Annotated in this window: 20 protein-coding genes and 2 pseudogenes; 15 read left to right on the top strand and 7 right to left on the bottom strand. The window is 66.0% G+C overall.

Translation table 11 applies throughout. The features are described from left to right. Positions 1-58: 58 nt before the first annotated feature. The 10 genes from KIK15_RS17395 to KIK15_RS17350 all read left to right on the top strand — a co-directional run bounded on the left by KIK15_RS17395 (position 59) and on the right by KIK15_RS17350 (position 7,421). Entirely contained in the window at positions 59-529 is a 471-nt protein-coding gene (locus KIK15_RS17395; protein WP_214246008.1) for a hypothetical protein, read from the top strand. Between the two features lie 59 nt (positions 530-588). Further along, entirely contained in the window at positions 589-981 is a 393-nt protein-coding gene (locus KIK15_RS17390; protein ID WP_214246007.1) for a hypothetical protein, read from the top strand. 45 nt (positions 982-1,026) lie between these two features. Beyond that, positions 1,027-2,187, top strand: a complete 1,161-nt coding sequence (locus KIK15_RS17385) for an iron-containing alcohol dehydrogenase (protein ID WP_214246006.1) — start codon at positions 1,027-1,029, stop codon at positions 2,185-2,187. Positions 2,188-2,272: 85 nt separating this feature from the next. Beyond that, positions 2,273-2,638: a hypothetical protein gene (locus tag KIK15_RS17380; RefSeq protein WP_214246005.1), complete on the top strand. Its 366-nt coding sequence runs from the start codon at positions 2,273-2,275 to the stop codon at positions 2,636-2,638. 52 nt (positions 2,639-2,690) lie between these two features. After that, on the top strand, positions 2,691-3,026 hold the full coding sequence (locus KIK15_RS17375; RefSeq protein WP_214246004.1) for a hypothetical protein: 336 nt from the start codon (positions 2,691-2,693) through the stop codon (positions 3,024-3,026). A 110-nt stretch (positions 3,027-3,136) separates the two neighbouring features. Further along, complete coding sequence (locus KIK15_RS17370; RefSeq protein WP_214246003.1) at positions 3,137-3,469, top strand: hypothetical protein; 333 nt, start codon at positions 3,137-3,139, stop codon at positions 3,467-3,469. A 28-nt stretch (positions 3,470-3,497) separates the two neighbouring features. Then, positions 3,498-5,276 carry an acyl-CoA dehydrogenase gene (locus KIK15_RS17365; protein ID WP_214246002.1) on the top strand — a complete coding sequence of 593 codons (1,779 nt, stop codon included), beginning with the start codon at positions 3,498-3,500 and terminating at the stop codon, positions 5,274-5,276. Positions 5,277-5,583: 307 nt separating this feature from the next. Beyond that, positions 5,584-5,928 (top strand): hypothetical protein, encoded by a 345-nt coding sequence (locus KIK15_RS17360; protein ID WP_214246001.1) that lies wholly within the window; start codon positions 5,584-5,586, stop codon positions 5,926-5,928. Between the two features lie 39 nt (positions 5,929-5,967). Next, on the top strand, positions 5,968-6,966 hold the full coding sequence (locus KIK15_RS17355) for a sporulation-delaying protein SdpB family protein (protein WP_214246000.1): 999 nt from the start codon (positions 5,968-5,970) through the stop codon (positions 6,964-6,966). 122 nt (positions 6,967-7,088) lie between these two features. Beyond that, positions 7,089-7,421 carry an SdpI family protein gene (locus tag KIK15_RS17350; RefSeq protein WP_214245999.1) on the top strand — a complete coding sequence of 111 codons (333 nt, stop codon included), beginning with the start codon at positions 7,089-7,091 and terminating at the stop codon, positions 7,419-7,421. Positions 7,422-7,926: 505 nt separating this feature from the next. Here the strand turns inward: KIK15_RS17350 and KIK15_RS17345 are convergent. Next, positions 7,927-8,568: a DsbA family protein gene (locus KIK15_RS17345; RefSeq protein WP_214245998.1), complete on the bottom strand. Its 642-nt coding sequence runs from the start codon at positions 8,566-8,568 to the stop codon at positions 7,927-7,929. A gap of 140 nt (positions 8,569-8,708) precedes the next feature. Between KIK15_RS17345 and KIK15_RS18490 the strand changes: the two are divergent. Together KIK15_RS18490 and KIK15_RS18485 are read left to right on the top strand one after the other, a co-directional pair. Then, a pseudogene (locus tag KIK15_RS18490) lies at positions 8,709-8,963 on the top strand (YciI family protein); the annotation flags it as partial. Continuing rightward, positions 8,957-9,712 (top strand): annotated as a pseudogene (locus KIK15_RS18485) (acyl-CoA dehydrogenase C-terminal domain-containing protein); the annotation flags it as partial. The pseudogenes KIK15_RS18490 and KIK15_RS18485, both read left to right, overlap by 7 nt. A 109-nt stretch (positions 9,713-9,821) precedes the next feature. On the opposite strand, the gene KIK15_RS17330 reads toward KIK15_RS18485, so the two are convergent. Next, positions 9,822-10,184, bottom strand: a complete 363-nt coding sequence (locus KIK15_RS17330) for a hypothetical protein (protein WP_214245995.1) — start codon at positions 10,182-10,184, stop codon at positions 9,822-9,824. A gap of 401 nt (positions 10,185-10,585) precedes the next feature. Further along, the gene (locus tag KIK15_RS17325) at positions 10,586-11,257 is read right to left on the bottom strand and encodes a DsbA family protein (protein ID WP_374222877.1); all 672 of its coding nucleotides are present in this window, start codon (positions 11,255-11,257) and stop codon (positions 10,586-10,588) included. A 50-nt stretch (positions 11,258-11,307) separates the two neighbouring features. Between KIK15_RS17325 and KIK15_RS17320 the strand changes: the two genes are divergently transcribed. Next, on the top strand, positions 11,308-12,288 hold the full coding sequence (locus KIK15_RS17320) for an NAD(P)-dependent alcohol dehydrogenase (RefSeq protein ID WP_214245994.1): 981 nt from the start codon (positions 11,308-11,310) through the stop codon (positions 12,286-12,288). On the opposite strand, the gene KIK15_RS17315 is transcribed toward KIK15_RS17320, so the two are convergent. Both KIK15_RS17315 and KIK15_RS17310 read right to left on the bottom strand, forming a co-directional pair. Further along, positions 12,278-14,815, bottom strand: coding sequence for an ATP-dependent Clp protease ATP-binding subunit (locus KIK15_RS17315; protein ID WP_214245993.1), 2,538 nt, complete (start codon positions 14,813-14,815; stop codon positions 12,278-12,280). The genes KIK15_RS17320 and KIK15_RS17315 overlap by 11 nt on opposite strands. 231 nt (positions 14,816-15,046) lie before the next feature. Continuing rightward, positions 15,047-15,439 carry a helix-turn-helix domain-containing protein gene (locus KIK15_RS17310; RefSeq protein ID WP_214245992.1) on the bottom strand — a complete coding sequence of 131 codons (393 nt, stop codon included), beginning with the start codon at positions 15,437-15,439 and terminating at the stop codon, positions 15,047-15,049. A 110-nt stretch (positions 15,440-15,549) separates the two neighbouring features. On the opposite strand from KIK15_RS17310, the gene KIK15_RS17305 reads away from it, so the two are divergent. Together KIK15_RS17305 and KIK15_RS17300 are read left to right on the top strand one after the other, a co-directional pair. After that, on the top strand, positions 15,550-16,407 hold the full coding sequence (locus KIK15_RS17305; protein WP_214245991.1) for an SDR family oxidoreductase: 858 nt from the start codon (positions 15,550-15,552) through the stop codon (positions 16,405-16,407). A gap of 182 nt (positions 16,408-16,589) precedes the next feature. Continuing rightward, positions 16,590-18,065, top strand: coding sequence for an acyltransferase (locus KIK15_RS17300; protein WP_214245990.1), 1,476 nt, complete (start codon positions 16,590-16,592; stop codon positions 18,063-18,065). Positions 18,066-18,164: 99 nt separating this feature from the next. Here KIK15_RS17300 and KIK15_RS17295 read toward each other — a convergent pair whose 3' ends face one another. Continuing rightward, entirely contained in the window at positions 18,165-19,160 is a 996-nt protein-coding gene (locus tag KIK15_RS17295; protein ID WP_214245989.1) for an SGNH/GDSL hydrolase family protein, read from the bottom strand. A 247-nt stretch (positions 19,161-19,407) separates the two neighbouring features. Further along, positions 19,408-20,364 carry a triacylglycerol lipase gene (locus KIK15_RS17290; protein WP_250324909.1) on the bottom strand — a complete coding sequence of 319 codons (957 nt, stop codon included), beginning with the start codon at positions 20,362-20,364 and terminating at the stop codon, positions 19,408-19,410. Positions 20,365-20,507: the final 143 nt, after the last annotated feature.

Genomic DNA, 20,507 nt, shown 5'->3' with positions numbered 1-20,507 from the left:
TCCCGGCCACCGCCACGAGCCCTGAACACCATCCCCGACGACGATTGAAAACCGAACCATGCCGAAGCCACCTCTGCCCGACGGGTCTGTTCTCATCCGTACCGACTTCAGCGACGACCACGCCTGGCAGCAGCTGGTGATCGATGCCCAGGCACCGCAGACATCCGACGAGTTCACCGCCAACTTCATCGCAATCGACGACAAGGCATGGCATGGAACCACTCCGGAGAGTTTCGTGGCCGAGGTTGGGCCGCCTCCGCCCTACTACGTGTTCTTGGCCGACCTGGTCACCTTCAGCGACCCGGAGCACCCGATCCTGGCGGTCGACACTGGTCCGCTCGAGTCCGGCCATGAACCCGGCCGCACCGTGCGGGTGATTCCTTCGCAGATGTGGTCGATCGAGAACAATCTGAGCCTTGGGAACATGGATTTCTGCGAGTTCGCGGACCATGCGGGCCCGGATGGCGTCTACCGCGGGTTCTTAAGACGGGTGCGACATCACGTCTCACCCTGCACTGGGCTTGAGTAGTTCTGGGCGTGAGTAGTTCTGCGCTGTTGCCGACGGGCTGGGGGTCCTACATTTCCCCCATGCAGCCCCATCAGCCCGCCCCGCAGATGCAGCCATATCAGCCACATCCGAAGGTCAAGGAGTCCGCCGGTCGGCAGGCCGACCTCGTGGTGTCCATCGTCCTGACGATGCTCTACGGCACTGCGATGGGGCTGATCTGGTTTCTCAGCCTGTTCCTCTCGGCGTTCGCCACCGACTCGTGCGGAGCGCAGACCTGCCGCTACGAGTACCTCGCCTGGGCGTTGGGCATCACCGACATCGGCGGGGGCGTGGTGCTGTTGGCCGTCCTCATCGCAGTGGCGGTGCGGTTGGGCCGCCGCCGGACAGCGTGGTGGATCCCGCTGGTCGGCATCGGGATTCAGGTGATCCTGATGGCCATCTCGCTGCAACTGATCGAGCAGATACCCGGCTGACTCAACCGGCCCACCGCCGACGCTCCGACATGGCACGGTGTGTTCATGGTTGCTTCCATCGCACTCCCCCGTTTTGCCCGCATCGGTCCCGGCGCCCTCGACGAGATCGGGGCGGTGGTCTCGACCTTGGGCGTCAGCCGTCCGATCGTCGTCACCGACCAGTTCATGGTGACGACCGGCGTGGCCGAGCGAGTCCTGGGCCTGTTGCGCGCTGCGGGCACCACCCCGACTCTCTTCGACGGCACCGTCCCCGACCCCACCACCGACTCGCTGGTTGCCGGGGTGGCCGCGGTGGCGGCCGCGGACGCTGATGCGGTGATCGGGTTGGGCGGTGGCAGTCCGATGGACACCGCTAAGGCGTTGTCGGTGTTGCACGCCAACGGCGGCACCATGGGCGACTACCGGGCGCCCGGCCCCTACGCCGGACCGGCTCTTCCCATCATCGCCATCCCCACCACCGCCGGATCTGGTTCGGAGGCAACCCAGTTCACCGTCATCACCGACAGTGCCACCGATGAGAAGATGTTGTGTCCCGGGTTGTCGTTCCTGCCGGTGGCCACCATCATCGACGTCGAGTTGACCATGTCGATGCCTGCCCGACTGACCGCCGACACCGGCGTGGACGCGTTGACCCACGCCATCGAGGCCTACGTCAGCCGCAAGGCCAACGCCTTCAGCGACGGATTGGCTCTCACCGCCATGCGCACCATCGCCGGGGCGCTGCGTCGGGTGTACGCCGACGGATCCGACCGAGACGCACGCGCGGCGATGATGATCGCCTCCACCCAGGCCGGGATGGCCTTCTCCAACGCCTCGGTTGCGTTGGTACACGGCATGAGTCGACCGATCGGCGCACATTTCCATGTCGCGCATGGGCTTTCCAACGCCATGCTGCTGCCCGCGGTCACCCGGTTCTCCGTCGATGCGGCGCCAGATCGCTACGCCGACTGTGCCCGCGCGATGCGCATCGTCGGTGAGTCGGCCTCCGATGACGTCGCCGCGCACGCCCTGGTCGCCGAACTGACCCAGCTGTGTCTCGACGTCGAGGTCCCCACGCCCGCGGTCTACGGCGTCGACGAGGCCACGTGGACCGGCAAGCTGGAAGTGATGGCCGAGCAGGCCTTGGCGTCGGGATCACCCGCCAACAATCCCCGCATCCCCGACGCCGCCGAGATCGTCGAGCTCTACACCGCGATCTATCGCTGAGCAGGCGCCCGCGGGTGGATTCCCCGGGTGAAGCTGAGTAGTTCTGCGGAGTCGGCAGCACAACCCAGTTCGTAGCGTCATCGCCATGACCTACGCCGTGCATCCCACCCACACCGGCTACTCGCCATCGTGGCGCGCCGTCGACTCCACGCTCACCGCGATCGGCGCCGCCGCGTTGACCGGCTACGTCGTGGTGACCGCACTGATCAGCCTCACCTGGCCCGATAGGGCCGCCGCGGCGTGCCGAAGCGACGGCTGTGTGAACGTCGACGCCGCGACCGCGATGGCCTACGTCGACGGTGTCGGTGTGCTGGCCCTGCTGCTGGTGGCGACGGTGTCGCTGCTGCTGATCTCGCGACGCTCACCGGCACTGTGGGTGCCGATCGTGGGCATCGCGGTGCACACCGGCCTGTGGATGGCCGCACAGCAGTTGCTGCCGGCCGCGGCGTGATTGCGTATTTTCCCCGATGTACACCCGACCGAACGGACCTAGCGTGAACGTCATGAACAACTACCCGCCCGCACCCCGCCGACGCGGGAACACGGCCATCATCCTGCTGATCGTGCAGGTCGGCGTCTATCTGGTCGCGGGCGTGATCGGAGCCGGCGTCGCCATGAGCGCCGATGTGTCCAGCGGGACCCGTTCAGACAAGTCATTCGTGGTCGACACCGCCTTCGCTCTGACCGGCGTGGGCGGGACGCTGGTCCTGCTGGCCGGCATCATCGCCGTCATCGCACGAGCGCAGCATCCCAAGATTCGCGTCGTGCCCATCGTCGGTATCGCCACGCACGTGGTGTTGGCCCTCGCCGCCATCGTCGTCTTCAACGTTGTCCTGTGATCCCACCCCCGTCGGCGCAGGTTCGGGCACCGCTCCCTTCAGGGTTTCCGCCGCCCCCTCCCGTGTACTGGCCGACACAGCGGCCACCAGTACGGTTCGCACTCACGCTGGTGCTGGTCCTGGCGCAGACCGGGCTGCTGATGTTGACCTTCATGGCCTCGCTCTTCGAAGGCATGGTGACTGATGCCTGTTCCAGCGAAACCGATTGCGACTTCGACAAACTCGGTCTCGCGATGAAGCTCCAACTCGGCGGCGGAACGCTCGTCGTGCTGAGCTCGATCGTGCTCTCCGTCGTGTTGGTGGCGCGTCGCCGGCCAGCCGCCTGGGTGCCGCTCGTAGGAATGTCCATCCAGATCCTGCTGGTCGTCATCGCCTTCCACCTCCTGGGTCAGGTGGTGGAAGGCGACGTGAGGGGCAACGTGGCCTTACCGGGGATGACGTAGGAGCGCCGCCAGGGGCATCATGAGGGACATGGCTGAACCACTCTCCCGTCGCGACATCGAATTCCTGCTCTACGAATGGTTGGACGTCACCGCGTTGACCAGTCGCGAACGGTTTGCCGAGCATTCGCGCGAGACCTTCGATGATGTCTTGTCACTGAGTGCCGACATGGCCATCCAGCTGTTCGCCACACACAACAAGAAGGCCGATCAGAACGAGCCCTACATCGGCGAGGACGGCCGGGTGGTGCTGATCGACGAGGTGCACACTGCCCTGGCCGAGTTCACCAAGTCCGGTCTCGTCGCCGGGTCGTTCGACGAGTCGGTGGGCGGCATGCAGCTGCCGACCGTGGTGAGCCGCGCATCCCTGGCGTGGTTCCAGGCCGCCAACCCGTCCACGTCCTGCTATCCGTTTCTCTCGGTGGGCAACGCCAACCTGCTGATGGAGTACGGCACCCCCGAGCAGATAGACACCTGGGTGCGACCGATGATCGAGGGACGCTTCTACGGGACGATGTGCTTGTCCGAGCCGCAGGCGGGATCGTCGTTGGCCGACATCACGACCAAAGCTGTTGCTACCGAGGACGGTTCGTATCGGATCACCGGTACCAAGATGTGGATTTCGTGCGGTGAGCACGAATTGTCGGAGAACATCGTGCATCTGGTGCTGGCCAAGACCCCGGGCGGTCCGCCCGGGGTGAAGGGCATCTCACTGTTCATCGTGCCCAAGTACCTCGCCGACGGCACCCGCAACGACGTTGCGCTGGTGGGGTTGAACCACAAGATGGGCAACCGTGGCACCACCAACACCCTGTTGAACTTCGGCGACGGCACGCACGGTCCGGCACCGGAGAAGGGCGCGGTCGGTTATCTGGTCGGCGAAGAGAACCATGGCCTGATGTACATGTTCCACATGATGAACGAGGCCCGCATCGGTGTCGGATTCCTCGCCACCGCAATCGGTTACGCCGGATACCTGGCCTCGCTGGAATACGCGAAGGTCCGCACCCAGGGCCGTTCGGTGGACGACAAGGACCCCAGCTCACCGCCGGTCGCCATCATCGAACACGCCGATGTTCGGCGAATGTTGTTGGCGCAGAAAGCCTACGTGGAAGGCGCTCTGGGGTTGGGCCTGTACGCGTCCACCCTGCTCGACGAGGAGCAGACCACCACCGGTGCGGCACGCGACAACGCACATCTGCTGCTCGAGGTGCTCACCCCCATCGTCAAGAGCTGGCCGTCGCAGTGGTGTCTGGAGGCCAACAGCCTGGCCATCCAGGTGCACGGCGGCTATGGCTACACCAAGGAATTCGACGTCGAGCAGTTCTACCGCGACAACCGTCTCAACCCCATTCACGAAGGGGCACATGGTATTCACGGCCTGGATCTGCTGGGCCGCAAGGTGGTGATGAACGGCGGCGCCGGCCTGAAACTGCTGATCTCCACCATCACGGCGACCATCGATCGGGCCGAAGCCGCCGGCGGCGAGGCAGGCGAGTTCGCGGCGCAGCTGCGCGCAGCCACCGAGCGACTGGCCACGGTCACCCTCGCGGTGTGGTCGGCCGGGGATGTGAAGGTGTCGCTGGCGAACTCCACGGTGTACCTCGAGGCAGCCGGTCACGTTGTGGTGGCTTGGATCTGGTTGGAGCAGTTGTTGGCGGTCGGTGTGAAGCAGGGCGACTTCTACGACGGCAAACGCGCTGCCGCGCGGTACTTCTACCGGTTCGAGCTGCCGAAGACCGGGCCGCAGTTCGACCTGCTGCAGTCGTTGGATCGCACCACCCTCGACACCGAGCCCGCCTGGCTGTAACCGCCTGCTGCCAGATGTACCGGGTCTTCTCGGCGTTCCCATCTCTCCTGCGCAGCTCGTCGTGGCAACCGTTGCACGGTCGACCCCCACCGGGCACCATACGAACACGTATTCGATCGATCGGGGGTGGACATGTGTACTGCGGCTGTCGCTTATGTGGTGGCACGGTTGACCGACGTCGATTCCGAAGCGGCTTCCATCGACGCGTTGACTGCGCTGGAACAGCTGAAGTCGGCGGCCGCGGCAGCGCAGGCACACGTCACCCGGCAACTCGAGGCGATGCGGCGGGCTGCCGAAACCGCGCGGGGTGGAACGGCAGTGTCGTGGTCTGGCTGCGGAGATCGCTCTGGCCCGGGGAGTCTCGGCGCATGCTGGTGGCCGTCACCTGGGGTTCGCGCGGGCGATGGCGGAGATGCCGCACACCGCGGCCGCGCTGGCGGCGGGGCGGCTCACCGAATGGCGGGCCACCATCCTGGTCCGCGAAACCGCTTACCTCGATCGGGCCGACCGGGCGTTGGTCGATCAACGGTTGTGTGCTGACCCCGCTACCCTCGCGGGCCTGGGTGACCGGGCGGTGGAAGCCGAAGCCAAAGCGGTGGCCTACGAACTCGATCCGCACGCTGTCATCGATCGCAATGCTGCGGCCCGCTGAACACAACGTGTCCCGCGCCGCCCACATACAGGTCGACTGTTGACCACGCTGTCGCCCGCCACGAACTGGGCGTTCACCTTCGATCCTCGAACACGCTGGTTCGGGGTCAGCCGCAGCCTCATCGCCATCGCCCAAGCGGTGACACTGCTCCTCACCCCGGCCCGATACCTGATCGTGCCGCTCGACGGCGCACCCACTGCGGAACCCAAATGCTCCGGGCCCGCTGCGCTGAGTGCGTACTGCCTCGGCGGTAACGACCACTCCCAGGTGCGCCAATGGATCATCGTGGCGATCCTGCTGGTCGTGGCCGGCGGCTACCGGCCGCGGTGGACCGCACTCCCCCACGCCTACGCGGCCTATTCGATCGTCCAGTCCATTTCTCTGCCCGACGGAGGCGAATCAGTCGCCGCGAACATCACCCTGATCATCCTGCCGCTGGCGTTCATCGACAACCGTCACTGGCACTGGACAACCCGTACCGATGGTGAACTCGGACCTACCGCCCTGAGCGTCAGCGCCGCGGCGGCGTGGGCCGCACGAATACAGGTGGCCTACATCTACCTCGACAGCGCGATTAGCAAATTTGGGGTAGCAGACTGGGCCAACGGATCGGCCGAATACTACTTCGTCCGCGACAACCTGTTCGGTGCCACACCAGTATTCAAGTGGATCGCTGACCCCATCACCCGGCAACCCTGGGGCACAGCAGCCATGTCCTGGGGCGCCATCGTCATCGAAATCGTCATCGCCGTACTCGTTCTCATGCGGTTCCGCCTCCGCACCATCGCGCTCGACCTAGACCTGGCGCTACACGGTTCCATCATCTTGTTGATGGGGCTGTGGAGCTTTTCGGCGATCATGATCGGTGCAGTCATCATCGCTGCCAGCCCCTCACGCACCGACACCAAGCACGAACCGAAAGGACCAACTGATCATGGCCAAAAGTGGAAAGAAGGGCGGCGTTCCATACGACTTCAGCGCTCCCACAGGGGAAAAGGTGCGCCAGTCCTACTGGAACCCGAACGGCAAACTGCTTGAAAAGAAGGTCACCGGCGTAGGCTGGACCCTGAACTTCGGGCGGATCGCGAGCGCCTTGCGACTCACCCGAAAGTCCTCCTAAACCACACCAGGAGAGTGCCGAGATGGGCGTCCAACTGATCATGACGGTGCTGTCGATCGTCGCTTTCGCGGCGTGTCTATCAGCTGCTCGCGGCAACCTCGAACCCAACAACGCTGTCGGGATTCGAACGGCCGCAACTCTATCGAGCGGTAAGGCGTGGAAGTCAGCACACCGTGCCGCATGTGGAATCCTTGCGGTCGTAGTCGTCGCCCAGCTCGGCGGTATCGCCGCCGCAGCAACAACGCACCTGTCGGTCGATATGCGCTACGTCAGCCTGGGACTCATTCTCGTCGGGCTGACGATCGCCACCATCACCGCCCAGATCGCAGCAATGAAGACGGCGAGAACCGCTAACACGCACCCCGTCCGCTAACTCGAACGCCTCGGCGAAGAAGCGCCCACCCCGAACTCCGGGTGGGCGCTTCTCCGTCTTCGTAGCAGTCCTGGCACCTGTACGAGGCGCGGACCACCCTCAACCAAAACGGTGCGAGCTAATGCTTCCCGGGCATTTCAAGCCCCACTGACCCGCACCGATCCCGGGCCGAAGTAGGTGTTCGAACACATGCCGCACTTGACGAACACACAGGAACCCTCACTGCGACGCCCCGATCGCCGAATACGACCACATCCACCCCCACCAGCACGGTGGAGCCACCACCGCCGACAACGGTGACGGACTGTGCCTGGCACACAACCGGGCCAAACAAAACCCCGGCTGGCACACCACGGTCCGCGCCGGCCCCGGCCGCCACACCATCGACATCACCACCCCCACCGGGGCCGCCCACCGTTCTACTGCGCCACACCCGCCCGGCGACCGCACCTTCGACAGCCATATCGAAAAATGGCTACACGCGGTACTCACACCCTGAGACGCATCACCCATCACCGAGCGCATAGTGCAACAGCTGCGCGAACACATCCTCCGGCTGCGCACCCGACACCGCGGCCTGTCGGTTGGCGACGAAGAACGGCACACCGGTCACCCCCATCGCACCTGCCAGTGCGAGGTCGGCGCGCACCTCATCTGCGGCCTCGTCGGTGTTCAGGCGCGCACGGATGTCGCCGGTCATCCCCGACTCGGCGGCTATGTCGGCCAACACATCTCGATCGTCAACCACCCGACCCTCGACGAAATGCGCGCGGAAGAGGCCGTCCAGCACCTGTGTCTGATGCTCGCCGGCCATGGCGACCAACCGGTGCGCGTCGAAGGTGTTGGCCGAGATGGTGGTCTCGAAGTCGATCGGCAGTCCCGCTGCCTCGGCGGCATCGGCCGCCGAGGCAAACATGCCGCGCGCATGATCGGGGCTGATACCGCGCGAGGCCACCAATGCGTCGAGCTCTGGTCGACCGGCACCCACGGGGCTGTCCGGAGCCAGCTGATAGGCGCGCGGGATCACCGTGATCTCGTCGTGGCGATCCAGGCGCGCCAACGCCCGTGCAAACCGGGCCCGCCCGATGTAGCACCAGGGGCAGGCGATGTCGGAGAAGATCTCGATCTGTGCGCTCAGGTCAGACATCGTCGGACACCTTTCGAGAAAATTCTCGGGACTGTTGTCGATTTCGGCGATCGCCGTTCGACGTACGGATGAGCCCACCAGAATGGCGGGCTCGACACAAACACCCGACAGCTATACACGAGAAGTGAGGACCATCCACCATGAAGTACATGCTGATCATCCGCAGCACCGACGAAGCGAACGCGGCCGGAGCCGAGGTGGACTTCGACGAGATCATCACGGCGATGGGCAAGTACAACGAATCGCTGGTCAACGCCGGTGTGCTGCTCGAAGCCGAAGGTCCGACCGACGCGAGTGAGGGTTTCGTTGTGGAGTTCACCGACGAGGAGCCGCTGGTCACCGACGGGCCGTACGGCGAGACCCATGAGCTGTTCAACGGGTTCTGGATCCTGCAATCGAACACGCCGATGTTCGGCGAATGTTGTTGGCGCAGAAAGCCTACGTGGAAGGCGCTCTGGGGTTGGGCCTGTACGCGTCCACCCTGCTCGACGAGGAGCAGACCACCACCGGTGCGGCACGCGACAACGCACATCTGCTGCTCGAGGTGCTCACCCCCATCGTCAAGAGCTGGCCGTCGCAGTGGTGTCTGGAGGCCAACAGCCTGGCCATCCAGGTGCACGGCGGCTATGGCTACACCAAGGAATTCGACGTCGAGCAGTTCTACCGCGACAACCGTCTCAACCCCATTCACGAAGGGGCACATGGTATTCACGGCCTGGATCTGCTGGGCCGCAAGGTGGTGATGAACGGCGGCGCCGGCCTGAAACTGCTGATCTCCACCATCACGGCGACCATCGATCGGGCCGAAGCCGCCGGCGGCGAGGCAGGCGAGTTCGCGGCGCAGCTGCGCGCAGCCACCGAGCGACTGGCCACGGTCACCCTCGCGGTGTGGTCGGCCGGGGATGTGAAGGTGTCGCTGGCGAACTCCACGGTGTACCTCGAGGCAGCCGGTCACGTTGTGGTGGCTTGGATCTGGTTGGAGCAGTTGTTGGCGGTCGGTGTGAAGCAGGGCGACTTCTACGACGGCAAACGCGCTGCCGCGCGCTACTTCTACCGGTTCGAGTTGCCCAAGACCGGGCCGCAGTTCGACCTGCTGCAGTCGTTGGATCGCACCACCCTCGACACCGAGCCCGCCTGGCTGTAGTCGACGTCGCCGATGGACGTGATGGCACCCGAGGTCACGCCCTCGACCTCCACCGCACACGGCCCGGGAGAGGTGAGCGATCACGTCCCCCGGGCCGCCCGCAGGTCGGTCAGAAGAGCCGGAAGACGGCGTCGCCGGCGGGATCCAGGCGCACCGAGCGGAAGATGATGTTCACGGTGCAGTTGGGTGAGGCGAAGGCAGCCGCCGAGGCCACCCGGTTGCGATCGGTGACGACCCCGGTGTCGCGCAGACCCGGAGCACGCCGGAAGTTCTCCAGGCAGGTGGTGAACGGCCCGTTGTCGCCCCAGCCTGCGATGTAGACGCTTTCGAAGGCAACCGGCGAGTCGATCTTGATCGTCGTCTGCCAGGGTTGGAGTTCGGCAGCGGCGGGGCCGGCGGCGCCGACGGTCATGGCGATGCCGCCCAGCGCGGCAGCGGTCGCAGCGGCCGCGGTCTTGATAATTCGGTTCATCGGCTATGTCCCTCGTTCGGTCTCGACCTCCGCCGGATCCCCGATGGACCGGCGTCAGGCGTCCAGAGGCTAACAGTTAGCAAGTCTCCACATCTAGTCTCTGTCCGAGATGCGGCACTTGCTCCACGACGGCTTCGCCTCCGACGTGGCGTCTCGGACCAGATTGCCCCACAACGGATTCCAGGCTTGACTCGGTCCCGAACCGGACACTGCGCGAACACCTACCTGCTGCTCTGCGACGACGATCGTGCCCGTGAACTGTGCGGCCGAGGCCGAGGGGTTCCCGGCCTGGCCACACGAGACACACACCCCAAGGCGTGACGCGTCACGGGCAGCGGCGCAGTGTGGACACCATCGGGCCGATCAGCTCGGGACCGGTATCAACGTTCGGCGGTCACCGGTCACCGGTCACCGAGAGCAAAGTGCAACAACTGCGCGAACACGTCCTCGGGCTGAGCCCCGGAGACGGCGGCCTCGCGGTTGGCGACGAAGAACGGCACGCCGGTCACCCCCATCGCCCCGGCCAACGCGAGATCATCCCGCACCGCATCGGCGCCCTCGTCACTGTCCAGCCGCGCACGCATGTCGCCGCCCAAACCCGACTCAACGGCGATGTCGGTCAACACATCTCGATCATCAATCATTCGACCGTCGACGAAATGCGCGCGAAACAGGTTGTTCAACAGCTCATCCTGCCGATCTCCGGCCATGGCGACAAGTCGATGCGCGTCAAAGGTGTTGGCGGAGATGGTGGTCTCGAGATCGATGGGAAGTCCCGCTGCGGCCGCCGCTTCGGCCACCGAAGCGAACATCCCGCGTGCTTGGTCGGCGGTGATGCCGCGCAAGGCCACCAACGCGTCGATCTGCGATCGGCCCGCACCCACCGGTGCGTCCGGGGACAGCTGGTAGGCCCGCGGGATCACCGTGATCTCGTCCTGGCGATCCAGCCGCGCCAAAGCACGCGCGAAGCGGGCCCGACCGATGTAGCACCAGGGACAGGCGATGTCGGAGAAGATCTCGATCTGCGCGGGCATGTCAGGAGCACACCAGACCAACCGATGGAAGACAAACATCAGGGTGTTCCCCGATGTGGTGATGAGCCGACCGGTCATACGGTCACCACATGAAAGCAATTGTGCGAGACCGATACGGCGACCATTCGGCGATCCAGGTGGCCGAGATCGACACCCCGACCGCAGCCGCCGGCGAGGTGCTGGTGGATGTGTCCGCAGCCTCCATCGGCCAGGACATCTGGCACATCCTCACCGGGTTACCACTGTTGAGCCGCCTGGCCTTCGGACTGCGTCGACCCCGATCCCACCGGCTCGGCAACGACTTCGCCGGAGTGATCCGCGCGGTCGGCACGGGCGTCGACAGGTTCGCCGTCGGTGACCGGGTTGTGGGTACGGTTCGCGGCGCGTTCGCCGACACCCTCGCGGTGCCCGCCAACCGCCTCGTCGCGCTGCCCGACACCGTCGACGAGCGAGAGGCGTCGTGTCTGCCGGTGTCGGGCTGCACCGCGTTGGCTGCGTTGGCCTCGGCCGGGCTCGACGGCCCCGATGCTACGGGCATCACCGTTGCGGTGATCGGGGCGGCAGGCGGCGTGGGCCATATCGCGCTACAGGTGGCGGCACACCGCGGTGCCACGGTGACGGCGGTCTGTCGGGGCGCGGCCGCCGATCTGATGACAAATCTCGGGGCCGCCGACTGCATCGACTACACCGCGACCGACCTCGTCGCCACGGGTCGCCGATGGGATGTCATCATCGACACCGCCGGCCGACGACCCGTCGGCCGACTCCGAAAAGTGTTGTCCCCACGAGGAACCATCGTCGTGGTGGGCGGCGAAGGTGGCGGACGACTGCTGGGTGGCTTCGGCCGCGAACAACTGTCCCGTCCCGCAGCCCGGCTGGCGGGTCAGCGGGTGCGCGGACTGTTCAGCACCGAATCGACCGAGGGCATCTCCACACTGGTGGGGCTGATGGCGGACGGACACCTGATGCCGGCCATCGACACCGTGCTCCCCATGCACGCGGCCGCCGACGGAATCGTGAGACTCCGCGGCGGCCGCCTGCAGGGCAAGGTCGTGCTCGTCACTCGCTAGTGTCGGCCGCCTTGGTCAGCTCGATCGGCGACTCGGGCAACTCGACCGGCTTCTTCTCACCCTTGAAGGTGAACTTGGCCTCGTCGCCGTCGCCCTCGCCGTCCCAGTTCTCGACGTCGACCAGCACGATCTGACCGGGGGTCAGCTCGTTGAACAGGATCTTCTCCGACATCTGGTCCTCGATCTCACGCTGGATGGTGCGACGCAGCGGCCGCGCACCCAACACCGGATCGAAACCGCGCTTGGCCAACAAGCTCTTGGCCTTGTCGGTCACCTCCAGCGCCATGTCCTTGTTCTTCAGCGCCTTCTCCACCCGGTTGAGCATCAGGTCGACCATCTGGATGATCTCGTCCTGGGTGAGCTGGTGGAACACGACGATGTCATCGATGCGGTTGAGGAACTCAGGCCGGAAATGCTTCTTCAGCTCGTCGTTGACCTTCTGCTTCATCCGCTCGTAGTTCGAGCCAGTGCCATCACTGGAGGAGAAGCCCAACCCGACGGCCTTGGAGATGTCGGAGGTACCCAGGTTGGAGGTGAAGATCAGCACGGTGTTCTTGAAGTCGACCGTACGACCCTGACCGTCGGTGAGACGACCGTCCTCCAACACCTGCAGCAGGGTGTTGTAGATCTCCGAGTGCGCCTTCTCGATCTCGTCGAACAGCACCACCGAGAACGGCTTGCGGCGGACCTTCTCGGTCAGCTGGCCACCCTCCTCATAGCCCACGTACCCGGGAGGGGCACCGAACAGCCGCGACGCGGTGAAGCGGTCGTGGAACTCGCCCATGTCGATCTGGATGAGCGCATCGTCCTCACCGAAGAGGAAGTTGGCCAGCGCCTTGGACAGCTCGGTCTTTCCGACACCGGACGGACCGGCGAAGATGAACGACCCCGACGGACGCTTGGGGTCCTTCAGCCCGGCGCGGGTACGGCGGATGGCCTTCGACACGGCCTTGACCGCCTCGACCTGACCGATGATCCGCTTGTGCAGCTCGTCCTCCATGCGGAGCAGACGGGTGGTCTCCTCCTCGGTGAGCTTGAAGACGGGGATGCCGGTCCAGTTGCCCAGCACCTCGGCGATCTGCTCGTCGTCGACCTCGGCCACGACGTCCATGTCACCGCTGCGCCACTGCTTCTCGCGCTCGGCCCTCTCGTTGACGAGCTGCTTCTCCTTGTCGCGCAGCCGCGCGGCCTTCTCGAAGTCCTGGGCGTCGATCGCCGATTCCTTCTCCTTGCGGGCGGCGGCGATCTTGTCGTCGAACTCGCGCAGGTCTGGCGGCGCAGTCATCCGACGGATGCGCATCCGCGCGCCCGCCTCGTCGATGAGGTCGATCGCCTTGTCCGGTAGGAAGCGGTCGTTGATGTAACGGTCGGCCAGGGTGGCCGCCGCGACCAGAGCGCCGTCGGTGATCGACACCCGGTGGTGGCTCTCGTACCGGTCGCGCAGACCCTTGAGAATCTCGATGGTGTGCTCCACCGACGGCTCACCCACCTGCACCGGCTGGAAACGACGCTCGAGGGCGGCATCCTTCTCGATGTACTTGCGGTACTCGTCGAGGGTGGTGGCACCAATGGTCTGCAGCTCGCCACGGGCCAGCTTCGGCTTGAGGATGGAGGCGGCGTCGATCGCGCCCTCGGCGGCACCCGCGCCGACGAGGGTGTGCAACTCGTCGATGAACAGGATGATGTCGCCGCGGGTGTTGATCTCCTTGAGCACCTTCTTCAGGCGCTCCTCGAAATCTCCGCGGTAGCGGCTGCCGGCCACCAGCGACCCGAGGTCGAGGGTGTAAAGCTGCTTGTCCTTGAGTGTCTCGGGCACGTTGCCGTTGACGATGGCCTGCGCGAGACCCTCGACGACCGCGGTCTTGCCCACGCCGGGCTCGCCGATGAGGACCGGGTTGTTCTTGGTGCGGCGCGAGAGCACCTGCATGACCCGCTCGATCTCCTTCTCGCGACCGATGACCGGGTCGAGCTTGGCCTCGGCCGCCGCAGCGGTGAGGTTGCGACCGAACTGGTCGAGCACCAGCGAGGTCGACGGGGTACCGGAGTCGGAGCTGCGGCCACCGGTACCGGCTTCCTGCGGCTCCTTGCCCTGATAGCCCGAGAGGAGCTGGATGACCTGCTGGCGGACCCGGTTGAGGTCGGCGCCGAGCTTGACCAGCACCTGGGCGGCGACGCCCTCACCCTCACGGATGAGACCGAGAAGGATGTGCTCGGTGCCGATGTAGTTGTGGCCGAGTTGCAGCGCCTCACGCAGCGACAGCTCGAGGACTTTTTTGGCGCGGGGGGTGAAGGGGATGTGACCGGACGGGGCCTGCTGGCCCTGACCGATGATCTCCTCGACCTGGCTGCGCACGCCCTCCAGCGAGATGCCCAGCGACTCCAGCGACTTGGCGGCTACGCCCTCGCCTTCGTGGATCAGCCCGAGCAGGATGTGCTCGGTGCCGATGTAGTTGTGGTTGAGCATCCGCGCTTCTTCTTGGGCGAGAACGACAACCCGGCGGGCGCGATCGGTGAACCGTTCGAACATTGTTCTCCCTTACCTGTGGGGTGCGAGGGCTGCGGTCGAGGTGCTCCGCAGGCTCCGCACCCACTTCAAAGCCTTGCGTTCACTGTAGTGGGCGGTGGTCGGTGTTACCCAGGATGGATCCACTCGCAGTCATCAGCAGCGACGGGGATCGCTGTTGCAGATGTCAACGGTGCAGGTCGTGCGACTGTTCCGCCCGCGCTACGCCGTGAGCGAACCGGCTGGTCGGCAGACTCAGCGGTCGGGGTCGGCGGTGTTCGACTCGTGGGCGGCCCGAGCGTCGAGCACCTGCGGCAGCGAGGTCTGCACCGTCTCGATCAGGTCGAGCACAACCGCACCGATCCGACGTCCGAGTTCGGTGAGGGAGTACTCGACGATCGGCGGGATGGCCTGCACCACCGTGCGGGTGACGAAGCCGTCGCGCTCAAGGGCCTGCAGCGTCTGCGACAGCATGCGTTCGCTCACCCCGTCGACGCGTCGACGCAGCGCGTTGAACCGGAAGTCGTCTTCCATCAACGCACCGATGGTCAACATGCCCCAACGACTGGTGAGCCCGAACAGCACGTCGCGCGAGTCGCACCGGCGCGAGAACACGTCCGGTTCGAAGTCGTCGACCTGCTGATCCATACCCGCCAGCGTAACGCACTCATTGCGATGCACATGACTCGGTGTTTGCACTAGTACTTTTGTAAGTGCTACACCTTGAGTAAGCAACCCCGCGACGAAAGGCAATTCTCATGACCACCTACGCAGTCACCGGCGCCACCGGTTCCCTCGGCCGACTGGCCGTCGAGGCACTGTTGGCCTCCGACGGGGTCACGCCATCGGAGGTGATCGCCGTGGTCCGCGACGCCGCGAAAGCACAGCCTCTGGCCGACTCCGGGGTCACCGTGCGCGTAGCCGACTACGACGATCCCGCCACCCTGACCACCGCCTTGACCGGGGTGGACCGATTGCTGCTCGTCTCCGGGTCGGAGATCGGCAAACGAGTTGCCCAGCACACCAACGTGATCGAGGCTGCGGTCGCCGCCGGGGTGGGAATCCTCGCTTACACCTCGATCCTCAACGCCGAGACCAGCACCCTGCAGATCGCCGCCGAACACCAGGCCACCGAGAAGCTGCTCGCGAGCAGTGGACTGACGGTGATCCTGCTGCGCAACGGGTGGTACTCGGAGAACTACACCGGCGGACTTGCACACACCGTGGCCGGCGGGGTCTTCTACGGCACCGGTGCGGGTGGTCGGGTGGCCCCGGCCGCACGAGCCGACTACGCCCGCGCCGCGGTGGCCGCGCTGATCGATGGCACCCCGCGCGCCTACGAGCTGGCTGGGCCACAACACCTCACCTACCCCGACATCGCGGCCGTCGTCGCCGAGGTCTCCGGTTCGCCGGTGCGATATCAGGACGTCTCGGAGGCCGACTACGCCGCCAACCTCGTCGCCGTCGGGGTCCCGCAACCGGTGGCCGAGGTCCTCGCCGACGCCGACCACGGGGTGTCGCGCGGTGAACTCGACAGCACCTCCACCGACCTCACCGACCTCATCGGCAACGATCTGGTGCCGTTCGCGGAGGTGGTCCGCACCGCGCTCGGCTGAGCGAATCTGTGAAGCGGCGGGGCCGGCCGGGCCCGGCCGGTTCGAGGACCTGACGGTGGTGGGTTGCACGACGAACGGTCCGTGCCGTCCTCGGCGCTCCCGAACGAGCACTCGGTTTCCTGGCCCCGCCGACCTGTGCGAAGGGGCGATTTCCAGGTCAGCGGGGTAATCTCCGATGCGCCATGGCTGACTCATCTGCCCCTCGGGGGGCCGCAGAATCCGACGTCGTCCCGGGGCCCGAGGCCACCGCAGCAGACCTCGCGTCGCCGCAGACATCCGCGCCGAAGCCGAAGTCGACCGAGGACAAGCACCTCCACCAGATCGACTTCGTGCGGATGGTCACCTTCGGCGGAGTGATCCTCGACCACGTCATGCTGGGCGTTGCCCCACTGGCCAGCACCGCCGCCGGCGCCGTGGAGCTGCTGCTGCGCTACACCCGGTACGGGTTCTTCGCCCTCACCGGATTCGTGCTCACTTATCAATATCGGCACAAGCAGCTCAAGCCGGTGCAGTTCTGGCGCCGCCGCTTCAAGCTGATCGGGTTGCCGTTCCTCACGTGGAGCCTGTTCTACTGGTTCTACCTGCGGTACGTGAACGCGGGCACCGACGGGATCACCAACGCGTTCAACACCTTCGAGGCCATCAAGCTCTCGGTCAAGAGCCTGGGCTATGACTTGATCACCGGTCGCGCCGAGTACCACCTGTACTTCCTGTCGGTGTCCATGCAGATCTATGTCGTCTTCCCGGCGTTGCTGTGGTTGCTGCGCAAGACCGACGGGCACCACCGCTACCTGCTGCTCGTCAGCGGACTTCTCAACGGCTGGCTGTTCTACGGGATGCTGCGCCCGCAGGACGGCTTCCTGGTCGAGGGTGTCGTGGGGTGGGTGTGGCGCCACCTGGAGATCACCCTGTTGCCGTATCAGTTCTTCGTGTTGGCCGGCGCGGTGGCCGCGTTCCACTTCGAGGCGTTCCACTCCTTCATGACCCGTCGGCGGCTGGCGGTCTTCGGGGTGGCCGCGATAGTCATCACCGCGACACTGCTGTACTACCTGCACGTCATCGACAAGGGCGGCGACCAGTTCACCCTGAAGGACAACCCCGTCGACGCGGTGTTCCGCGCCACCAACGCGTTCGCGCTGCAGAACGCGTTCGCATTCATCGCGATCATCCTGACGCTGTACGGGCTGGGCACCATCTGGCGGGAGCGTCGTCGGCCCGGGTCCACCGCAGCCAACACCATGCGCACCGCCGCCGATCGCTCCTTCGGCATCTACCTCGCCCACGCGGTGGCCCTCGACGTCGTGATGCGGACCATCACCCCGAAGCTGCGCAACAACGACATCCTCTCGGTCGGCAACGTGGCCGCGCGGATCGTCATCGTCTACGCGTTGACCGTCGCGCTGACCGTGTTCATCGTCGAGGTGCTGCGTCGCAGCCCCATCAGCCTGATCACCACCGGGCGTGAGCGGTTGGACTGGAAGACCCAGAACGGGGTGAAGTCGCTCGCCGTCGCGGTGATCGCCCTGGCCTTCGCCGTCCCCGCCTACGCCTATGACCACCTGCTGGGCAAGGCGATCGCCGGTGTGGCCGTGCTGCTGGCGATCTCTGCCGTCGCGGTGTTGAACAAGCAGCGCGCGGCCAAGCTCCCGGTCAGCTGATTCCCGGTCAGCTGATTCCCGATCAGCTGGCTTCGGGTCAGCTGGTGTCGGGTCAGCTGGTGTCGGGTCAGCTGGTTTCGGATCAGCTCGGGGTCCCGATCAGCTGGGGATGGGCGGTTCCTGCAGCGAGGTCTGGCGCAGCGCATCGATGACCATGCCCGCCATCGCCTGACGTCCCGCCCGGTTGGGGTGATACGGAGCGGGTCTGCGATATCCGTACACCCACGGCTCGGCCGAGCACGCCGTGTGGTTGGCCCCCTGCGCAGAGGCGTCTACCAGCAGGGCACCCGAGGCTGCCGCGGCCGCCCGCGTGGCACCGATGAGCGCGTTGTAGGTCTGGACCGTCTGCACCAGCTGTTCGCGGGTGAGTGGCACCGACGCGCAGGTACGGCTCACATCGACCACCGGCAGGTAGTCGACGATCATCACCACGGCCTTGGGCGCGCGCGCCTTCACCGCCGCCACCACCTGCACCAGGCCGCGTTCGAGCTCGCGGTAGTCCAACTGCGTGGCCGGGTCGGTCGCGTCGGGCAGGTTGGTCTGTGGTCGACACCGCTGGCTGAGGATCTGCGAGGCGTCGGTTTGCAGCACGTTGAGGCAGCTGGCCGAGGTCAACCGCCCGATGTAGTTCACGTCGTTGCCACCGGTGGTGATGGTGACCAGGTCGGTGTCTGCGGTGACGGCCTCGATCTGCGGTGCCTGCGCCCGATTGCGCTGGGGCATGCTCAAGATGTTGTCGATGGTCGACCCCGAGCAGGTGACGTCGGTCAGGTCCATCCGCCAGGCTGCGGCGACCTGGTGTGGGTAGTCGTTGGCGGTCCGTAGGCACTTCTCGTCGACGATGCCGTGGGAGTCGGGGCCGGCGGCGTACGAGCTGCCCAGGGCCACGTACCGGATCGCCTCAGGCGCGGGACGCGGCGGTGTCGACGGCGGGGTGCTGCGGTCGGTGCGACCGGTCGTACTCGGGGCTCCGCTGGAGGTGGTGTCGCCGGAGCTCACGCGCGGCAGCACCATCAGGATCACCGCGAGGGTGCTGATGACCACCGAGGTCACCGTCGCGGCCACGAAGGCGCGACTGACGGGCCGAAACCTCACGTGCGCTGGGCTTCCTCTCGAACTCGGTGGCCCAACCTAGCCGGGCGTTGCGGTACCGGACGGCATCCTTGCGGAGCGCTGCTCAATCGATTTCAGCGCGGAGCGATCATGATCTCACGAGCCCCCACGGCACACCGCCCGACCTGGGTCCGTAGCGGTCGGGCCAAGCGTAGCGAGTTTCTCGCCGATCGCACATCTGGCCGGGGGCGTGGCGCGCGCCGCCGGTGGCCTGCGTCGCCGATCGTCGTCAGCCCGGCAACGCCGGGCCGATCGGTAGGCACGGCACCGCGGGCGGGTGCCGGGGGTCCAGCGCGCCGAGTACCAGTGCCGCCGCCCGGCGGGAGGCCACCAGCGAGAGGTGATCAGAGCGGTCGGCTGGGCATCGGTCCTGCACAACGATGTTTCGGGTGCGTGGACCTGGCACGTATCCGTCGGTCCACGGCACCACCAGGCCATCGAATCGGGTCATGATGTTGGTGTAGCTCACGCGCGGGTCATAGGGGGTGCCGCCGGCGTTGACCGCACGCATGAACGGGCTGCCGTACTGCTCCTGGGCGCATTCCGGGCACGGCAGCACCCGCTTGGGATCCAACCCCAACCGTGCGACCACCGCCTCCAGCCGCAGATAGTCCGAGTAGTCCTGGCCCTTCCAATACGGCGCCAACGAGATGTAGCGGTCCACCACCCCACCACCGCCGAGATAGCGGACGTAGTAGTCCGGCATCAGGGTGCCCTCGGAATGCCCCACCAGGTCGACCTTCGCCGCACCGGTCGCTGCTCGCACCCCATCGACGAACGCGCGTAACTCGGCAGCGCTGTCGACCATGCTCGACAAGCCGCCCAGAGCACTCAACGGATAGGTCGCCGCGGGTAGCCGACCGTAGGTGAGAGCGAACACGCAGTACCCGGCGTTGTGCAGCACCGGAGCCATGGTGGCCCAGTTGGTCTGCCGGTTGGCCGCGGTGCCGTGCACCAGGATCACCGGGTGGGGGTGGGCGGCACTGGGCCGACACGAGTAGTCGTTGGTGCCCGGCAACGACCCACCCGGCCGGGCGAGCTCGGCTCGCACCCCGTCGAAGAAGTCGTAGCTCACCGGCAGCTGGGCTGACGGGCTCGCCTGGGCCGACCCGCCCACCAACCCAGACGCCGCGAGCCAGGTCAGTGTCATCACTACGGCCCAGGCGGGGCGAACGCGGGTGCGCATGAGGATCAGTGTGCCCGCACATCGAGGTGCCCGACGGAAAACCCTTCACCTGCGAGACCTTCGCGGCCACGATGGACTCCGCCCGGCGTGCTGATTCACCTGAGCCGAACGTCGGTTGCCTGATCGCGGCCCATCCAGCTGGA

Origin of the sequence: Williamsia sp. CHRR-6 (assembly GCF_018474015.1) — a bacterium.
Taxonomy (GTDB): Bacteria; Actinomycetota; Actinomycetes; order Mycobacteriales; family Mycobacteriaceae; genus Williamsia_A.
This window is presented reverse-complemented; position numbering and strand designations above follow the sequence as displayed.

Coding starts and splice junctions, on each gene's coding strand:
- KIK15_RS17315 (WP_214245993.1), bottom strand. CDS start 14,815: ATGTTCGAACGGTTCACCGATCGCGCCCGCCGGGTTGTCGTTCTCGCC.
- KIK15_RS17320 (WP_214245994.1), top strand. CDS start 11,308: ATGAAAGCAATTGTGCGAGACCGATACGGCGACCATTCGGCGATCCAG.
- KIK15_RS17390 (WP_214246007.1), top strand. CDS start 589: ATGCAGCCCCATCAGCCCGCCCCGCAGATGCAGCCATATCAGCCACAT.
- KIK15_RS17380 (WP_214246005.1), top strand. CDS start 2,273: ATGACCTACGCCGTGCATCCCACCCACACCGGCTACTCGCCATCGTGG.
- KIK15_RS17385 (WP_214246006.1), top strand. CDS start 1,027: ATGGTTGCTTCCATCGCACTCCCCCGTTTTGCCCGCATCGGTCCCGGC.
- KIK15_RS17345 (WP_214245998.1), bottom strand. CDS start 8,568: ATGTCTGACCTGAGCGCACAGATCGAGATCTTCTCCGACATCGCCTGC.
- KIK15_RS17350 (WP_214245999.1), top strand. CDS start 7,089: ATGACGGTGCTGTCGATCGTCGCTTTCGCGGCGTGTCTATCAGCTGCT.
- KIK15_RS17395 (WP_214246008.1), top strand. CDS start 59: ATGCCGAAGCCACCTCTGCCCGACGGGTCTGTTCTCATCCGTACCGAC.
- KIK15_RS17305 (WP_214245991.1), top strand. CDS start 15,550: ATGACCACCTACGCAGTCACCGGCGCCACCGGTTCCCTCGGCCGACTG.
- KIK15_RS17375 (WP_214246004.1), top strand. CDS start 2,691: ATGAACAACTACCCGCCCGCACCCCGCCGACGCGGGAACACGGCCATC.
- KIK15_RS17310 (WP_214245992.1), bottom strand. CDS start 15,439: ATGGATCAGCAGGTCGACGACTTCGAACCGGACGTGTTCTCGCGCCGG.
- KIK15_RS17330 (WP_214245995.1), bottom strand. CDS start 10,184: ATGAACCGAATTATCAAGACCGCGGCCGCTGCGACCGCTGCCGCGCTG.
- KIK15_RS17300 (WP_214245990.1), top strand. CDS start 16,590: ATGGCTGACTCATCTGCCCCTCGGGGGGCCGCAGAATCCGACGTCGTC.
- KIK15_RS17325 (WP_374222877.1), bottom strand. CDS start 11,257: ATGTTTGTCTTCCATCGGTTGGTCTGGTGTGCTCCTGACATGCCCGCG.
- KIK15_RS17365 (WP_214246002.1), top strand. CDS start 3,498: ATGGCTGAACCACTCTCCCGTCGCGACATCGAATTCCTGCTCTACGAA.
- KIK15_RS17290 (WP_250324909.1), bottom strand. CDS start 20,364: ATGCGCACCCGCGTTCGCCCCGCCTGGGCCGTAGTGATGACACTGACC.